Origin of the sequence: Pantoea stewartii (assembly GCF_011044475.1) — a bacterium.
Classification (GTDB): domain Bacteria; phylum Pseudomonadota; class Gammaproteobacteria; order Enterobacterales; family Enterobacteriaceae; genus Pantoea; species Pantoea stewartii.
In genome coordinates, this window is sequence record NZ_CP049115.1 from 685,759 (window position 1) to 703,390 (window position 17,632).

The following is a 17,632-nucleotide window of genomic DNA, read 5'->3' on the forward strand; positions in this document are numbered from 1 at the left end:
TCATTTTACGCACCGGTCCTAAATTTGCTCCAGGCCGTGCCGATAACAACCCAGCTATATCTATTTTTCTGGTTTTGGGAAGGTGATTCTTGATGTTCATGGCCCAGCAATATGTTGGACAGTACAGACGTAAGCGTTTGCTTATTGCTGTGGTGATTGCTTCTATTGTTCTTACGTTAACGCTGGCTTTGCGCTATTTCGAAGAAAAATCACGGATTCAGCAGCGTGCAATTAGCTTTGCCGATAACGCGATTACGCGTTTTGATCGCATGTTTTCTCCGCTGGATGTGGCAGCCAATAACACGCTGGGTTTAGTGGGCATGCCCTGTGAGGACGCGCGTTTTCCCTTAATCGAAAAGATTGCGTCCTTACAAACCGTGCGGGCGATTCTGCTGGTGAACGATGACTTACTGTACTGCTCCAGTATTTTCGGCTCACGGGATATCACCTTTAGTCAGACCTACCCTGAACTGGCGCTTAACGATAAGCGCATGATCCTGTCTACAGATGACTATCTGCTTAAAGGTTCGCCGGTCTTATTACTCTGGACGCCAACAACGCTGGATAACCGCTCAGGCATCCTGCAGGCCATCAACATTGAACTGATGAGCAGTTATCTGCTGGAGCCGCAGTCGCCCTGGGTGGAACGCGCCATCTTTAACGTCAACGGCAAGAGCCTGGAATACGGCAATCCGCTTATTGAGTCGGCGGTCCCATCGGAAGATGAAGTCACCTATAATGAAGCGTCACTGCGTTATCCCTACACGGTAACGCTTTACGGCCCTTCCCCATCCCGTCTGGCACTGGCCTCGTTGCCTTCTCAGTTGCCGCTGGCGCTAATGCTGAGTTTATTAATAGGCTATGTCATGTGGCTGGCAACCGCCAACCGCATGAGTCTGAGCTGGCAAATCAGCTATGGCATCACCGCCAGAGAGTTTATTGTTTACTGCCAGCCGCTCATCAATGCCCGAAACGGTCAGTGTGACGGCATTGAAATCCTGCTGCGCTGGCATAACCCGCGCCAGGGCTGGATCCCGCCCGATGTGTTTATTCCGCTAACTGAGCGTCAGAATCTGATTAAGCCTTTAACCCGTTTCGTGTTAAATCGCGTCGTTGAAGCCTTGCCGGATCTGCCTCACAGCCCGGATTTTCACATTGCTGTGAACGTCGCCGCCAGTCATTTTCGTGACCGCGCCATTCTGGAAGATCTGCAAACTATCTGGTGGCCTGCCAATCCGGTGCCAAAGCTGGTCGTCGAGCTTACCGAACGTGATGCGCTGCCGGTGGTCGATCAAACGGTCATTTCACAACTGCATGAGATTGGCGTACGGCTGGCAATTGATGATTTTGGCACAGGCCACAGTTCACTGTCTTACCTGAAGGACCTGCAACCGGACGTGCTGAAGCTGGATAAAATCTTCACCGCCTCGATTGGCACGGATGCGATTAACGCGACCGTAACGGATATGGTGATCTCACTGGCGCAACGGCTGAATATCAGCCTGGTGGCGGAAGGCGTGGAAACCCCGGAGCAGGCTGACTATCTGCGCGACCGCGGCGTGGATCACCTGCAGGGCTACTATTTTGCCCGCCCCATGCCGCTGGAGGATTTCCCCGCGTGGCTACGGCAACATCAACTGACCAGCGACCTGTAGTGCCATGCCTGGGGAAAAAAAAACGCATCACAGTGTGATGCGTTTTGCGTTTTCCGGGGAGGTTAACCTTCTTCGTCCTCGTCATGCTGCGGATCGCGCGTCACACGAACCAGATCAATGCGGTATTCTGTCGCTTCAATAATTTGGAAGTGAAGCGGCGCGATATCAATGACGTCACCCGGCTTCGGTAATTGTCCTTTCTGAGCAATCAGCAACCCTGCCAGTGACGCATGATCGTCGTCCGGTTTCACCAGCTCATGAAAATCAAGCAGCTGCTGGAGCGAGTGGAGATCGGTTCCCCCCTTCACTAACCAGCCGTCGCCGTCCATGATGATATCCGGCGTTTCGTCTTCATCCGGGAATTCACCTGCTATCGCTTCCAGCACATCCAGCGGGGTAATCAGGCCCTGTACCACACCAAACTCGTTGGTGACGATCACAAAGCTCCCTTTGGCACGACGCAGTACGCCCAGCAGGTTAATCGGATCGAGCGTTTCCGGCACCACGATAATCGGCGTGTTTGCCGCAAAGGTGGCAACATCCACACCATGATCCAGTGCGACCAGCAGCTCTTTGGCCCTGACAACGCCGATAATCTCGTCCAGTTCTCCCCGGCAGACCGGGAACAGGCTGTGCGGCGTGTCCAGCAACTGGATACGAATCTCGTCTACCGGACGACTGGCATCCACCCAGGAGATATCGCCACGCGGCGTCATGATGCTGCGAATTGAACGGGAAGCCAGCGTCAGTACGCCGTTAATCATATAGCGCTCTTCATCCTTAAAGGCTTCCTGTGGGATCGCAACGGCTATCGCCTGCTCTTCAGTGCTGGCCGGGGCCGTCTGTACGCGGTTGCGGCCCCCCATCAGGCGCAAAATGGCCTCAGCGGTACGCTCACGCATAGGACGATGCGACTGATGGCGAAGAAAGTTGCGACGCGCAATCTGGTTAAACAGCTCGATCAGGATCGAGAAACCAATCGCCGCATACAGATAGCCTTTAGGAATATGGAAGCCAAACCCTTCCGCCACCAGCGACAGACCGATCATCAGCAGGAAACTGAGACACAGGACAACGACCGTAGGATGGGCGTTAACAAATTTTGTTAACGGTTTAGAGGCCAGCAACATCACAATCATGGCGATCACTACCGCCGTCATCATGACCGGCAGGTTATTCACCATCCCCACGGCCGTAATCACCGCATCCAGTGAGAAGACCGCATCAAGTATGACGATCTGTGCCACAACGGCCCAGAAGCTGGCATAGCTGCGGTTGCCGCTGTTTTCCAGCTGACGGTTTTCCAGCCGCTCATGCAGTTCCATCGTGGCTTTAAAGAGCAGGAAGATACCGCCCGCCAGCAAAATAAGATCGCGTCCGGCGAAACTAAACCCGCCCACGCTAAACAGCGGCCGCGTCAGTGTGACCATCCAGGAGATCAGCGACAGCAGGCCCAGACGCATAACCAGCGCCAGCGAGAGGCCAATCAAACGCGCTTTATCGCGCTGCTTCGGCGGTAACTTATCGGCCAGGATGGCAATGAATACCAGGTTATCAATGCCGAGCACAATCTCGAGCACGATGAGCGTGAGCAATCCCGCCCAGATTGAGGGGTCGAACAGAAATTCCATTAGTGACTCCTGAAAAAGGATGTGATTACGCTAAAACGTACCAGCGTCTGACGACATGACGGTGAGCAAGGTGTAAAAGCAAAGAAAACGCGGTCTGGCGTAAATTGACGCGCTGAGGAGCGCAAAGACAAGGTTAAGCAACGTCGGTGACGGTCCATAAGGGTGGGCTGAAGCCCATTACTCCTGAATAATTAACAGATCGCTAATGTATCAGTTCGGTCAACAAGGTCAAAAAATTTTCTTATTTTTACATTCTGTCATCACTTCGTTTATGCGCCATTAAAACGTAATTTCACGCTTTTATGCTGTAAATAGCCAACCGACATCACAAAATTTATTTTTTCGGTCACTAAAATAAATCCGGCATGCACGTAGTGAGTTGGTTATCCCTGCAATGTGGATATCGGGCCGGCAGGCTCAATAAAGAAGTCAGCATTGTTAACGCGATAATTCTTAACGGTTCCTCACCTTATGGAATCAACAAGCGAACGGAGGTAGCACGTGACCATTGCTCTGATCATTGGTACACACGGCTGGGCAGCAGAACAGCTGCTTAAAACGGCAGAGATGCTTTTAGGCGAACAGGAAAACGTCAAATGGATTGATTTTGTACCGGGCGAAAATGCAGAAACGCTGATTGAAAAATATCAGGCAAAGCTGGCCGAACTGGATACCTCAAAGGGGGTGCTTTTTCTGGTAGATACCTGGGGCGGAAGTCCTTTTAATGCGGCAAGTCGGCTGGTCATGGATCACGACAGCTATGAGGTCGTGGCCGGGGTGAATATTCCCATGTTAGTGGAAACCCTGATGGCGCGGGATGACAATCCAACCTTCGATGAGCTGGTGGCGATTGCGGTTGAAACTGGCCGTGAAGGCGTCAAAGCGCTGAAAGCCCAACCTGAAGTCAAACCCGCGCCCGTTGCTGCCGCACCGACTCCACCTCCCACCCCTGCCGCTGTCAGACCCCTCTCGCCTGATGAACACATGATTATCTGCCTGGCCCGTATTGATGACCGCCTGATTCATGGCCAGGTCGCCACACGCTGGACCAAAGAGACCAATGTCAGCCGCATCATTGTCGTCAGTGATGAGGTGGCAAACGACAATGTGCGCAAGACACTCTTAACCCAGGTCGCGCCGCCGGGCGTGACCGCGCATGTGGTTGGCGTCGATAAAATGGTGCGCGTCTGGAATAACCCCAAATATGCCCGTGAGCGCGTCATGCTGCTGTTCACCAATCCCACCGATGTCTTGCGGGTTGTGGAACAGGGCGTCGATATCAAAAGCGTCAACATTGGCGGCATGGCCTTCCGGCAGGGCAAAACGCAGGTCAACAATGCCGTGTCCGTTGATGAGAAAGATATCGCCGCGTTCCAAAAGCTCAATGAGCGCAATATCGAGCTTGAGGTACGCAAGGTTTCAGGTGATCCCAAACTGAAAATGATGGATCTGATAGCCAAAGTAGGCGCTTAACGGGCCAGCACTCTTTTCTATCCTGTAGAGGACACGAAGTATGATGGAAATAACCACACTTCAAATTATTTTGATCTTTATTATCGCCTGTATTGCCGGTATGGGATCCATCCTGGATGAGTTCCAGTTTCACCGCCCTCTGGTGGCCTGTACCCTGATTGGGATCGTACTGGGGGACATGAAGACAGGCATCATCATCGGCGGAACGCTGGAGATGATTGCACTGGGCTGGATGAACATTGGCGCGGCGGTCGCCCCTGATGCGGCGCTGGCGTCCATTATCTCCACCATTCTGGTCATTGCAGGCGGGCAAAGCGTCGGCGCCGGTATCGCGCTGGCTATTCCGCTCGCCGCCGCCGGCCAGGTGCTGACCATTATCGTGCGCACGTTGACCGTGGCATTCCAGCATGCGGCGGACAAAGCCGCAGAGAAAGGCAATCTTACGGCCATTTCGTGGATCCATGTCTCCGCCCTGCTGCTTCAGGCCATGCGCATCGCCATTCCGGCGTTGATCGTTGCGATTTCGGTTGGCACGGACGCGGTGCACTCTCTGCTCAGTTCGATTCCTAAAGTCGTGACGAACGGACTCAACATTGCGGGCGGCATGATTGTGGTGGTGGGTTACGCCATGGTCATCAATATGATGCGGGCCGGTTACCTGATGCCGTTCTTCTATCTCGGTTTCGTGACGGCGGCTTTCACCAGTTTCAACCTGGTTGCGCTGGGGGTGATTGGCGTGGTGATGGCCGTGCTTTATATCCAGCTCAGTCCGAAATATAACCGTACCGCCGGTGCGCCTGCGGCCTCGCCGTCAGCTAACGATCTTGACAACGAACTCGATTAAGGAACAGGTGACAACATGGTTGATATAACAAAAGTCGAAAAGAAACTGACGCCAGGCGATGTCCGTGCTGTTTTTGTACGCTCAAACCTGTTCCAGGGTTCCTGGAACTTCGAACGTATGCAGGCGCTGGGATTCTGTTTTTCTATGGTGCCGGTGATTCGCCGTCTCTATCCTGAAAACAACGATGACCGCAAGCAGGCGATAAAACGTCACCTTGAGTTCTTTAACACACATCCTTATGTTGCGGCCCCGGTCCTGGGCGTGACCATGGCGATGGAAGAGCAGCGCGCCAATGGTGCCGCAATTGATGATGGTGCAATAAACGGCATCAAAGTGGGCCTGATGGGGCCGCTGGCTGGCGTAGGTGACCCGATTTTCTGGGGAACGGTTCGTCCGGTGTTTGCCGCCCTGGGTGCGGGCATCGCAATGAGCGGCAGTTTGCTCGGTCCATTGCTGTTCTTCATCCTGTTTAACCTGGCCCGTCTGCTCACCCGTTATTACGGTGTGGCCTACGGTTACCGTAAAGGGATTGATATCGTCAGCGATATGGGCGGTGGCTTCCTGCAAAAACTGACCGAAGGTGCCTCTATCCTTGGGCTGTTTGTCATGGGCGCGCTAGTCAATAAGTGGACGCACGTCAATATTCCGCTGGTGGTGTCACGCATTACCGACCAGACCGGCAAGACCACAGTCACTACCGTCCAGTCGATTCTGGATCAGTTAATGCCCGGCATCGTCCCGCTCCTGTTGACCTTTGCCTGTATGTGGCTGCTGCGGCGTAAGGTCAATGCCCTGTGGATCATCGTTGGTTTCTTTGCTATCGGTATCTTCGGCTACTGGATCGGCCTGCTTGGGCTGTAATCCTGACGCAATCGGGAGCAAGGCTCCCGATTTTTTTGGCGGTAACATCCACTGAAGCTCGAAAGGAAGCCCCATGTCATTGACGAACATCATCATCGCTCTCTGCATCGCTGCTCTGCTGGTGTTTGCGATCTACGACGAGGCGATTCTGCCACGACGTAAAGGCTCGACGTTGTTACGTGTGCCGCTGCAGCGCCGTCATAAAGCCGACAGCCTGATTTTTATTGGTTTACTGGTCATCCTGCTCTGGAACAACGTCACGCATCAGGGACCCGTGCTGACCACCACACTCTTGATGATGCTGTGCTTTTTGTCCTTCTGGCTGTTCTGGCTCCGCCGCCCCACGCTGGTCATGAAACGGGAGGGATTGTTCTTCGCGGGTATCTGGATCGCCTATTCCCGTATCCAGAGCATGAATCTGTCTGAAGACGGCATTTTAGTCATCCAGCTCGAACAGCGGCGCTTACTGATCGCCGTGCAGCAGCTTGACGATCTTGAGCGGATTTATCAAACCCTGGTCGAAGCGCGTTAGTCGCGTTGCCACAGGGTTATCACAAAATCCGCTTCGCAGTGAAACTGCGCGCTTTCGGCTAACGTCTGCCAGACGTCTGGCCGCGCGCGCCAGGCAAAGGGCGTCATCTGCAATAACGTGGTGGCGGCCTGTCCGGTAAGGGCCATCGGATAGGTTAACGCATGCCGGGCACGTTGCTGAAAGCCCTGATACACTTTCCCTTCCGGTGCGTGCAGCTGAACATCGCGATAGATCAGCGCTTTGAACTGCGCCAGATGGTGCGGGCCCGGCGTAACCGTTAACAGGTATCCACCGGGTTTGATGACGCGATTAAGCTCCGCTTCATTACAGGGCGCATAGATGCGAACCACTGCATCAAGGGAATGGTCCGCAAACGGCAGACGCTGACTGGAGGCGACACAGAACAGGACCTGCGGATAGCGCTTCGCCGCGAGCCGAATGGCCATTTTGGCCACGTCCAGGCCAAAGACCTTGCCCGCTGGCGCAAAGTTATCCGCCAGCGCACCGGTGTAGTACCCTTCCCCACAGCCTGTATCCAGGATCTGAGCGGCCGGTACCTGCAGATGCTGATTCAGCACGTCAACCACCTTGTCCCGCAGGGGCTGATAGTAACCGGCCTGCAGAAAGTCACGTCGCGCCTGCATCATCTCCGCGCTGTCGCCCGGCTCGCGGGAGCCTTTATGTTGAACGGGCAGCAAATTGACATAGCCCTCTTTCGCCTGATCGAACTGATGGCGATTTTCGCAACACCAGCTGCGTTCGGTCAGGTTCAGGGAAGAGTGACAAAGTGGGCAAATCAAGGACATAAGGCGCTCCGGCATCTATCGACGCGCAGCAGTGTACTCGACAGGGAACCCGAGCGAAAGCGTAAAAAAAGCCTCGGCCAGAAGGCCAAGGCTTTAATATCTGAGACCGGGCGCAGGGCACCCGTCTGAGGCGAAATCAGATAGCAGTAACGTTAACAGCTGCCGGGCCTTTCTGGCCGTCCTGAATTTCGAACTCAACGTTTTGGCCTTCGGCCAGCGTTTTGAAGCCGTTGCCCTGAATAGCAGAGAAGTGTACGAACACGTCTTTGCTACCGTCAGCTGGAGTGATAAAACCGAAGCCTTTAGACTCGTTGAACCACTTAACCTGACCTTTAATCTTTGCCATTTTACTAATTCCTTAAAGTGTTTATTTGCCCGGAGGCTAACCTACAGATAAAACAGAGACATTACTGAATGAGGCACTGATTAAAGTTCGGCAAGGAAGCGGTATTCAACGTCAACGTCTTTACTCGTAACTTCTTTACTGAAGATGCCATACATAAACAGAACTGTACCTCGTTTAACCCACGAATTGTTATCACATATCCGCTAAATAATGGCAAGCCATTTTTAATATGTCGATCGTTAGTTTTTGCATAATTGCAGGGTAGCTCCCAGAGAATGTACTTTATGGTACAAAATGCTGCGAACCGAAACCCAGCGACCGTCATAACTTCACGATAAAATAAAGGCTTCCTGCATCCCGGATGGGATAACGTACTACTTTTCCTGCTTTTATCATGATGTATGACAATAAATAAATTACATTGCACTAATATGGCAATAATGCACCAAATAAAGGAATGGATAAGGGGAACGGTAAACCCGGACGGCTTCATCTTGTACAGCTTTTATTATTTCGTACAAATATAAAAATTATTATTAGTAAAATCAAAAGTTGAGACTTCCCCTCCGCACTAATCATTTTCTTGACAGCTGACGTTTGAATTACCCCGCGCGCATAAAAGAAATAAAAAGCGAATACGCCGGAGCCTTGCCGTTTCACAAACACAGGGCCCCGTATTTCGGATTAGGTCGGATTGAGATCGCTCAGACTGTGGCTCGCCCCAATTTTCCAGGGCGCAAAATTTTGCTGACCCTCGCCGCTCTGCGCGAGTGCTCGCTGGAGTTCAGCCGGGGGCGCATCCAGTGACTCATCCGCCAGTTCGAAAACGCCCCAGTGAATGGGAAGGGTCAGTGGCTGACCTATCGCGCGCCACAACGCCACCGCCTGCTGGGGATCCATGTGTTGTGCCCCCATAAACCAGCGCGGAGCATAAGCGCCTATCGGCAAAGCGGCCAGATTAAAGGGGCCATAATGCTGCGCAATCGCCAGAAGACTGTCGCTGTAGCCGCTGTCACCGGAAAACCAAAACCGCAGCGAAGCGGTCCTGATCACCCAACCGCACCACAGGGTTCGGTTGCGATTAGTAACGGTGCGCATGCTCCAGTGGCGCGCAGGGACCGCATCAAACTGTATTCCCGCAAACACTTTATGTTGCCACCAGTCAAGCTCATGCACCTGTTTGACCCCATGACGCTTACACCACTCCGCCAGCCCCAGCGGCACCAGAAAAATAGTGTCCGGAAAGCGGCGCACAATCTGTTTGATGGTAGGCTTATCCAGATGATCGTAATGATTATGGGATATCAGGACGTAATCCAGCCGCGGTAACTGGTCAATGGCCAGCGGAGACGGCGTTTTACGTTCAGGCCCGATAAACGGCAAAGGGGAAGCCCGCCGGGACAGCGCGGGATCAATCAGAATATAGTGTTGGTTTATGCGCATCAGCAGCGCCGCATGGCCCAGCCACCAGAGACGGTCATCCTCCCCGTTCAGATCGGCAGGTTGCCACCACTGCGTAATAAACTGGTCATAGCCCTGACGAGGCGGATGGGGTAATCCCTGGGCTTTGCGTTCACGTCGCCAGCGCTGCAGGTCACCTTGCTGGCGGCTGTCGGGCTCAGGGTTACGAAACCCCTCAGCGGTGTGATGGGGTTTACTGCTGTCATACCAGGGATTTTTCCAGGCCATCCGGCCTCCATGCAGGGTTAACGTTCCGGGATTAAACGAATCAGTCCGTCGTTTTCCGACGGCGCTTCGGGGGACGGCTCATCTGCACCATTCTGCGCCTCAATCATCCGCCTCAGCAGTGCATTCTGTTTCTTTTGCTCTTCTAACAATGACGTCAATAACGCAACCTGTTCGTTCGCCCGAACGCTGGCGCGATTAACGTAAAACCACAGCATTAATGCCACAATCAGCGCCAGCAGAAAAACGCCGTAACTGATTACCGGTCCCGCATTCGCGGCTAACTCATTCATAACTGCCTCAAGATACCTGATGAAATCACAAAAAAAGAACGACCGTCTATTCTACTCCGCGCCGCCGCAAAAGATAATGGTGACGTCAGCGATATAGCGCTTTCTGCGCTTTCAGTTATCTCTGATCGCATCCTGCCTGAAAGCGAGGCATGCTAATCCTGTACATCATGTTAAGCAGCAGTCACTGGAACGCTGCGTGGGTATCATAAGGAGATACAATGAAACTCTTCATTCGGGCGATTATCGTTATCGGCATCCTCTGGCTGGCTATGCTGTTCACGGGTTACGGCGTGCTGGCGGGCAGCAACAAGAATGCCGCGGGACTGGGGCTGAAATGTAACTATCTGACCGCCAGAGGGATGGTGACCGCGCAATATCTGCATACAGACAGCGGCGTGGTGGGCGTGACGGATTGCCCGCTGCTAAAGAAAAGTAGCGAAGTGGTCGACAACGGATAACGGAGGAGCGGGCCAACTGGCCCGCTTTTTTTTAACCCCCGTCATTGCCGGTATAGCCCAGCTCTGACGAAAGACGTTGGCCCGCTTCACGTAACAGCGTCACATACTGTTGCTTGTTCGCGGCAGAAAAGCGCAGCGTGGGAAAGGAAAGGCTCAGTCCGGCGACGGCAACACCAAAGCGATCAAAAACGGGCACGGCGATGCAGCGCACGCCCACTTCCTGTTCTTCGTTATCCTCACCATAACCCTGCGCCCTGACCTGACCCAGTGCTTCGCGTAACGCGCCTGCGTCCGGTAAGGTGTTAGCGGTGTTAATAGTGAACGTCATACGCTCCAGAATGGCATTCACCTCCTCCCGACTGCGCCAGGCCAACAACACTTTTCCCAGTGCGGTGGAGTGCAGTGGATTGCGGTGACCAATACGTGAGGCCATACGCAGGTTATACAGCGAGTCAATTTTATGCACATAGACCACGCTGTCATCATCCAGCGCGCCCAGATGGATTGTCTCTTTGGTCAGACGCGATAACTCGCGCATGTGTACATCGGCGCTGCGGATAAGATCGCTATGCTGCAACGCGTTGGATCCCACCTCAAACAGTTTCAAGGTCAGCGAATATTTCTCACTTTCCCCTTCCTGCGCGACATAACCTAATGCTTTCATGGTTTGCAGGAATCGGTAGACCGTACTTTTGGACATCATCAGCCGTTGTGCCAGCTCGGTAATACCGTGATCGCGCTCTTCGCTTAACGCCTGCAAAATCCCGAATACTTTTTGCACCGAAGAGACGGCATCCGGCTGTTTATCCTTTTCGTCAGCGGCCATTTGTCACCCTGAATACGTGTTTCAAAAAAACTGGAACAGAGTTGCAGTATAGAGTGACAGCGCCGATCCCGGCAATCTTCCGAGTTTGAAACATCTCTAAAATATATTTTTTCCGTGGGTACGATGCAATTTGGCGGCCAATTGATTAGCATGATGATATTCACACTCTTTAATATTAGCCTCTATGTCACTTTCCTCTTCTGACGGCGGACTCGCAGTACCCCAACGCTACTGGGCTATTCTGACGATCGCCATCGGCCTTATCATGGCGGTACTGGATGGATCGATTGCCAATGTCGCGCTGCCAACCATCTCACGTGAGCTACAGGCCAGTCCGGCCCAGTCAGTCTGGGTGATTAATGCTTATCAGATTGCCATTGTCGCCTCGCTACTGTCGTTGTCCTTTTTAGGCGATATCGTCGGCTACCGCCGCGTGTACCAGGCAGGGCTGGTGGTGTTTGCCATCACGTCGGTGTTTTGCGCCCTTTCGCCCTCCCTTCCCCTGCTTACGCTGGGCCGGGTGCTTCAGGGCCTGGGGGGTGCGGCGATCATGAGCGTTAACACCGCTCTGATTCGTATCATTTATCCCCCACGTTATCTGGGCCGCGGCATCGCGATCAACGCCCTGCTGGTGGCGATCTCGACGGCAGCCGGCCCCACGGTTGCGGCAGCCATCCTCTCATTTGCCAGCTGGCGCTGGTTGTTCCTGATCAACCTGCCACTGGGCGTTGTCACGCTCTGGCTGGCGTTACGTTATCTGCCGGATAACCCGCAACGGGCCAAAACACAGAAGTTTGATGTCACCAGTGCGGTAATGAATGCGCTCTTTTTCGGCCTGCTTATTTCGGCGCTGGGTGGCTTTGCCCAGGGACAATCGATCTGGCTTATCGCAGGAGAACTTATCACGCTGATTGTGGTGGGCTACTTTTTTATCCGACGCCAGCTGACGATGGCCGTGCCGTTGCTGCCAGTTGATTTGCTGCGCATCCCTATTTTTGCCCTGTCGATGTGCACCTCCGTCTGCTCTTTCTGCGCACAGATGCTGGCGATGGTATCACTGCCCTTCTACCTGCAAAGCGTGCTGGGGCGTACAGAGGTCGAAACCGGTTTATTGCTTACGCCGTGGCCGCTGGCCACCATGCTGCTCTCGCCGGTCGCGGGACGTTTAATTGAACGAGTGCATGCGGGCTTACTCGGGGGATTAGGGCTGGCCCTGTTTGCCATCGGGCTTTTTCTGCTGGCTCACTTACCTGCGAAGCCAGACGACATGGACATTATCTGGCGCATGATGCTGTGCGGGGCGGGCTTTGGCCTGTTTCAGTCCCCGAATAACCACACCATTATTACCTCCGCTCCGCGTCAACGCAGCGGTGGTGCCAGCGGTATGCTGGGCACGGCACGGTTGCTGGGTCAGAGCAGCGGTGCCGCACTGGTAGCGCTGATGTTCAACTGGCTGGGCAATGACGGCACCCATGCGGCGCTGTTACTGGCGGCTGGATTCTCAACCGCAGCGGCCCTGCTCAGTCTGTCGCGCATAAAAACACCGCGCGTACAGTGATAAAAAAAGGCGACTTCTCAGTCGCCTTTTTGCCGGGTTACTTCAGGTATTCGCCGCTACGCAGCGCTTCAATACGTTTATCTAACGGGGGATGCGACATAAACAGCTCGCTGAATGACTTCCCTTTACCGTTGATACAAAACGCCATCATGCTGCTGGGCTCCTGCGGCTCGTAGCTGGTTTTCAGGCGCTGCAGTGCCGCAATCATCTTCTCACGGCCCACCAGTTTCGCTGAACCGGCATCCGCATGGAACTCACGGTGACGAGAGAACCACATGGTAATGATGCTGGCAAGGATACCAAACACCAGTTCCAGCACCATAGAAACGGCAAAGTATACCAGCGGATTACCGTTGCTGCTTTCTTCCCCATCGCGGTTACCAGACATGAAGCCTGCCGCAATCTGCGCCAGAATACGCGAAACGAAAATCACGAAGGTGTTCACGACGCCCTGAATCAGGGTCATGGTGATCATATCGCCGTTGGCAATATGCGCGACTTCGTGCGCCAGCACCGCTTCAGCCTCGTCGCGGCTCATGTTTTGCAGCAGCCCGGTCGATACAGCCACCAGTGACGCATTACGGCGGGCACCGGTGGCAAAGGCGTTGATGTCAGGCGCGTGGTAAATCGCGACCTGCGGCATCGCAATACCGACCTGCCGGGCCTGCTGGCTAATGGTCTCTAACAACCAGCGCTCGGTTTCGTTGCGTGGTTGTTCAATCACTTCACCGCCGACCGAACGCAACGCCATCCACTTCGACATCAGCAGTGAGACAAACGCACCGCCGAAGCCAAACAGACCTGCCATAATCATCAGGCCCTGAACACTGCTTGACTGAATTCCTGTCAGGCTGAGAATCAGCCCGAATACCAACATCACTGCCAGGTTGGTCAGCAGGAAAAGAGCAATACGCATCATAACGGTTAATCATCCTCAGTAGTTCATGCGCTCATGCGCGGATACATATCCTATGAGCATTGTGCGGGTTTTCAAGCGACCTTAACGTTTAAGTGCCTAAAAAGACATAACTTTACAATATGACATAACCTTTACCGCAACCCTACTGAATGCGCGCAGTACAACACATTAACGTAACGCATCCTTGCCAGACTTATCATAAAAAAAGCACCGCAGTGCGGTGCTTTTTATTAAACCAGAACGTATCAGTTGCTTTTCGCTGCGGACGCGTCGGGAAGCGTCTTTTCCAGCTGCGCCAGATCGTTGGCAATCTTGACGGTTTCATCCAGATAAGGATCGGGTTCTTTGTAATCCTTAGGCAGGTCATCCAGGCTCTTCAGCGGCTTTTTGCCTTCGGCCTGATAGCGCGCATTAATGCGTTCCAGACGCAGCGCATCGTCTTCGTGGTTCTCTTTCTCGCGTTGAGCAAGATTGAGCGACACGATATTGCGCTTGTCCTTCATGGCATTAAAGCGGGCAATGTCCTTCATGATGTACTGGAACTCACGATCTTTCGCGATACGTTCATCATGTTCTTTCGTCAACTGCGGCACCAGCGCTTTCACATCCCCGGTTTTCGCGTAGGTGGCAGCCGTGATGCTGTCCCACGGTAAGGCGTTATCTTCAAACTTCTCGCCTGTCTCTGCCGCTTCAACGCCGGTAGGCATCAGCAGATCGGGGGTGACGCCTTTACGCTGTGTACTGCCACCGTTAATACGGTAGAACTTCTGAATCGTGTACTGAACCGATCCCAGCGCAGGCCATTCCGGACGCAGCATCTGATCGTAAATGCGGTTCAGCGAGCGATACTGCTGAACGGTGCCTTTACCAAAGGTCGGCTCGCCAACAATCAGCGCACGCCCATAGTCCTGCATTGCCGCCGCAAAGATTTCAGAGGCAGACGCACTGAAGCGGTCAACCAGCACCACCAGCGGCCCTTTATAGTACACAATGCCGTCGTTATCGCTGTCCTGACGGATGCGACCGTTATTGTCGCGCACCTGCACCACGGGGCCACTTGGGATAAACAGGCCAGACAGTGAGACCGCCTCGGTCAGTGCGCCACCGCCGTTGGTCCGCAGATCAATCACGATGCTGTCGACATTCTGCTTTTGCAGTTTCTGCAACTGCACTTTGACATCATCGGTCAGGCCCACGTAGAAGCCCGGAATATCCAGTACGCCGACTTTCTGTTTGCCCACATTGTGAATACTCATCTTAACGGCGCGATCTTCCAGACGGATTTTCTCACGCGTCAGTGTCACAATGCGGGTTTTAGTACCTTTACCGGCAGGCAGGATTTCAAGGCGAACCTTACTGCCTTTCGGTCCTTTAATTTTGGCGACGACATCATCCAGACGCCAGCCAATCACATCTTCCATTGGCTTGCCTGGCTCACCGACGCCGACAATACGATCGCCAACGGTGATGGCTTTACTTTTCGCCGCCGGGCCACCTGCGACCATAGAATTGATCACGGTATAATCGTCATCCATCTGCAGTACGGCGCCAATCCCTTCGAGCGACAGGCTCATTTCAGTATTGAACTGCTCGGTATTGCGCGGCGACAGATAGTTGGTGTGCGGATCGATTTCGTGGGCAAATGCATTCATTGCCAGCTGGAACACATCTTCGCTGTTGCTCTGTGCCAGGCGACGGATGGCGAAGTTATAGCGTTTGGTCAGCACGTCACGAATTTCTTTTTCGTCTTTTCCGGCCAGCTTCAGGCTCAACTCATCGTATTTCACCTTGGCATCCCACAGCGCATTTAATTCGTTCTGGTCTTTCGGCCAGGGCGCTTTGGAACGGTCAATATCGATGGTGTCATTACCGGTAAAGTTCATCGGGCGAGCCAGGACCGTGAGCGCGTACTGATAGCGTTCGAAGCGGCGTTTCTGGGCCAGATTATAAAGATCGTAAAAAATATCCAGCTTACCGCTACGCAGTTCGTCACCCAGCTGCGTTTTCTTGCTGGCAAACTGTGCTACATCCGACGCCAGCAGCACGTTGTGGCTGTAGTCGAGCATGTTGAGGTAGCGGTCAAAAATTTTGGCGGAAAACGCCCCGTCCAGATCGAACTGACGATAGTGAGAACGCGTGAACCGTGAGGTGACGCGCTCGCTGACGGTAGGATCCTGGGGATCTTCATGCAACTGAGGAATTTGATCGGCACGAGTGATGTTCTCGGCGGCAAAGGAAGGGCCTGACAACAGCAGGCCCGCGATCAATCCAACTTTTAACAAGGTGTTCATGCCGGGGTCAGCCTCCGTTTCAGAACTGCAGGTGTTCTGCGCGCACAATCATTGCCATGCCGGAAGCGAGCTGTACCCGGACGCCGTCTTTAGAAACTTCCAGAACGGTTGCGTCCATTGCACTTTTGCCTGCTTTAACTTTAATACTCTGGCCGGGTTGCAAAGTTGAGGTATCAGTGATGGGTTTAGCCTGCTGCTGCTCCGGACGGGGTGCCGGTTTGCGATGCTGCGATGCAGTAGGACGCTCAGCAGACTGCGGACGCGGCTTACGCGCGGCGTCACCCTCTGCGGATTTACGCGGAGCAGGTTTGCGTGGACGACGTGGCGCGCTGGCCCCTTCTTCGCCCTCACCGGCTTCACGACGCGCGGCCCGCTGCTGATCGCGTTGCGCCTGAACACGCGCTTTCGCGTCTTCCAGCTGCTTGCGGGCATGCTCAACGTGCTGCTCATCGAGAACACCGCACGGATTGCCGTCGAGATCCACGCGGGTCGCACCCGCTTTAATACCGTACAGATAGCGCCAGCTGGAGGTATAAAGACGTAATGCTGAACGTAACTGTGTTTTGCTCAGGTTCATTTCGCCCTGAACGCGCTCGACCAGATCCTGAAAGATACCGATTTTGAGCGGACGCGCTTCACCTTCAGCGCTAAAGCAGTGCGGAAAGCGCTCCGCCAGAAAGCTAATGACTTCTTTACTGCTATTCAACTTAGGTTGATTTTCCATGAAATTTCCTGATTACTACGGGTTTGCCGACCAGAGCAGGCATGAACAGGCGACATTATAATGACAACATCGCTAAATGCCATGCAATCCAGTCGATTAGCTACGCGTCAGCTGCAAATATTTTTCTAAGTCCGTGTTCGCGAGCACGTCGCAAAGCCCGTCAGTCAAGGCTACCAGCCCTTTTTCATCATCACTATCAAAGCGATTGTATTCCACACTGTCGATATCCAGCACGCCCACAACGTGACCGTTTACTTTCAGAGGAATCACAATTTCAGCATTACTGGCCGCATCGCAGGCGATGTGCCCCGGAAACGCATGCACATCATCTACACGCTGGACCTGATTTTGCGCCAGCGCTGTACCACAGACACCTTTACCCACGGGGATGCGCACACAGGCAATTTTACCCTGGAACGGGCCAAGCACCAGTGTGTCTTCTTCCGTCAGCAGGTAGAAGCCTGCCCAGTTCACGCCTTCGAGACGTTCATACAACAGCGCGCTAAAGTTACCCATCGCGGCGAGGAACGCCGTTTCTCCCGCCAGCAAGGCGCGCATATCGCGATCTAAATCGGCGTAAAAGGCAGTTTTGTTCATTATTCAACCGTTACCAGTGACATCCGGGCGGCTAACCACTCCGCCAGTTAAAAATAAGCACTAAAAATCCATAGCCATAAGGTGAATCATAGCGTTAGTTACTATAACCTTAATATTCTGTGGATCGAAGCG

17 protein-coding genes and 1 pseudogene are annotated in these 17,632 nt (G+C 53.6%); 7 read left to right on the top strand and 11 right to left on the bottom strand.

Going from position 1 to position 17,632, the window contains the following annotated elements; genetic code table 11:
- Positions 1-92: 92 nt before the first annotated feature.
- The gene (locus G5574_RS03150) at positions 93-1,655 is read left to right on the top strand and encodes an EAL domain-containing protein (RefSeq protein ID WP_033741915.1); all 1,563 of its coding nucleotides are present in this window, start codon (positions 93-95) and stop codon (positions 1,653-1,655) included.
- A 62-nt stretch (positions 1,656-1,717) separates the two neighbouring features.
- Here G5574_RS03150 and G5574_RS03155 read toward each other — a convergent pair whose 3' ends face one another.
- A complete protein-coding gene (locus G5574_RS03155; protein ID WP_033741917.1) occupies positions 1,718-3,286 on the bottom strand; it encodes a TerC family protein in 1,569 nt (522 codons plus the stop codon).
- Between the two features lie 501 nt (positions 3,287-3,787).
- Between G5574_RS03155 and manX the strand changes: the two genes are divergently transcribed.
- From manX to G5574_RS03175, 4 genes are all read left to right on the top strand, one after another.
- Positions 3,788-4,759, top strand: coding sequence for a PTS mannose transporter subunit IIAB (manX, locus tag G5574_RS03160; RefSeq protein WP_039343077.1), 972 nt, complete (start codon positions 3,788-3,790; stop codon positions 4,757-4,759).
- Between the two features lie 43 nt (positions 4,760-4,802).
- Complete coding sequence (locus tag G5574_RS03165) at positions 4,803-5,603, top strand: PTS mannose/fructose/sorbose transporter subunit IIC (RefSeq protein ID WP_164483186.1); 801 nt, start codon at positions 4,803-4,805, stop codon at positions 5,601-5,603.
- A 15-nt stretch (positions 5,604-5,618) separates the two neighbouring features.
- Complete coding sequence (locus G5574_RS03170; RefSeq protein ID WP_006119465.1) at positions 5,619-6,464, top strand: PTS mannose transporter subunit IID; 846 nt, start codon at positions 5,619-5,621, stop codon at positions 6,462-6,464.
- Between the two features lie 73 nt (positions 6,465-6,537).
- Positions 6,538-6,996 carry a DUF986 family protein gene (locus tag G5574_RS03175; protein WP_164482019.1) on the top strand — a complete coding sequence of 153 codons (459 nt, stop codon included), beginning with the start codon at positions 6,538-6,540 and terminating at the stop codon, positions 6,994-6,996.
- On the opposite strand, the gene rlmA is transcribed toward G5574_RS03175, so the two are convergent.
- The 5 genes and pseudogenes from rlmA to G5574_RS03200 form a co-directional block, all read right to left on the bottom strand.
- Positions 6,993-7,802: a 23S rRNA (guanine(745)-N(1))-methyltransferase gene (gene rlmA, locus G5574_RS03180; protein WP_006119468.1), complete on the bottom strand. Its 810-nt coding sequence runs from the start codon at positions 7,800-7,802 to the stop codon at positions 6,993-6,995. The two genes, G5574_RS03175 and rlmA, sit on opposite strands and share 4 nt — an antisense overlap.
- A 136-nt stretch (positions 7,803-7,938) precedes the next feature.
- Entirely contained in the window at positions 7,939-8,148 is a 210-nt protein-coding gene (gene cspE / locus G5574_RS03185; RefSeq protein WP_001062678.1) for a transcription antiterminator/RNA stability regulator CspE, read from the bottom strand.
- Between the two features lie 36 nt (positions 8,149-8,184).
- A pseudogene (locus tag G5574_RS03190) lies at positions 8,185-8,303 on the bottom strand (DUF2627 domain-containing protein).
- A gap of 529 nt (positions 8,304-8,832) precedes the next feature.
- Positions 8,833-9,837 (bottom strand): MBL fold metallo-hydrolase, encoded by a 1,005-nt coding sequence (locus G5574_RS03195; protein ID WP_110267433.1) that lies wholly within the window; start codon positions 9,835-9,837, stop codon positions 8,833-8,835.
- Positions 9,838-9,854: 17 nt separating this feature from the next.
- Positions 9,855-10,127, bottom strand: a complete 273-nt coding sequence (locus G5574_RS03200) for a YebO family protein (protein ID WP_006119471.1) — start codon at positions 10,125-10,127, stop codon at positions 9,855-9,857.
- A 218-nt stretch (positions 10,128-10,345) separates the two neighbouring features.
- Between G5574_RS03200 and G5574_RS03205 the strand changes: the two genes are divergently transcribed.
- A complete protein-coding gene (locus tag G5574_RS03205; protein ID WP_033741931.1) occupies positions 10,346-10,585 on the top strand; it encodes a YobH family protein in 240 nt (79 codons plus the stop codon).
- 31 nt (positions 10,586-10,616) lie between these two features.
- Here G5574_RS03205 and kdgR read toward each other — a convergent pair whose 3' ends face one another.
- Entirely contained in the window at positions 10,617-11,411 is a 795-nt protein-coding gene (gene kdgR / locus G5574_RS03210) for a DNA-binding transcriptional regulator KdgR (protein WP_006119473.1), read from the bottom strand.
- 184 nt (positions 11,412-11,595) lie between these two features.
- On the opposite strand from kdgR, the gene G5574_RS03215 reads away from it, so the two are divergent.
- Positions 11,596-12,969, top strand: a complete 1,374-nt coding sequence (locus tag G5574_RS03215) for an MFS transporter (RefSeq protein WP_033741933.1) — start codon at positions 11,596-11,598, stop codon at positions 12,967-12,969.
- Between the two features lie 37 nt (positions 12,970-13,006).
- On the opposite strand, the gene htpX is transcribed toward G5574_RS03215, so the two are convergent.
- The 4 genes from htpX to G5574_RS03235 all read right to left on the bottom strand — a co-directional run bounded on the left by htpX (position 13,007) and on the right by G5574_RS03235 (position 17,500).
- Positions 13,007-13,888, bottom strand: coding sequence for a protease HtpX (gene htpX, locus G5574_RS03220; protein ID WP_033741934.1), 882 nt, complete (start codon positions 13,886-13,888; stop codon positions 13,007-13,009).
- Between the two features lie 245 nt (positions 13,889-14,133).
- Positions 14,134-16,179: a carboxy terminal-processing peptidase gene (gene prc, locus G5574_RS03225; RefSeq protein WP_033741935.1), complete on the bottom strand. Its 2,046-nt coding sequence runs from the start codon at positions 16,177-16,179 to the stop codon at positions 14,134-14,136.
- Positions 16,180-16,198: 19 nt separating this feature from the next.
- Positions 16,199-16,903 (bottom strand): RNA chaperone ProQ, encoded by a 705-nt coding sequence (gene proQ / locus G5574_RS03230; RefSeq protein ID WP_033741938.1) that lies wholly within the window; start codon positions 16,901-16,903, stop codon positions 16,199-16,201.
- A 96-nt stretch (positions 16,904-16,999) separates the two neighbouring features.
- Positions 17,000-17,500: a GAF domain-containing protein gene (locus tag G5574_RS03235; RefSeq protein WP_164482020.1), complete on the bottom strand. Its 501-nt coding sequence runs from the start codon at positions 17,498-17,500 to the stop codon at positions 17,000-17,002.
- Between the last annotated feature and the right edge of the window lie 132 nt (positions 17,501-17,632).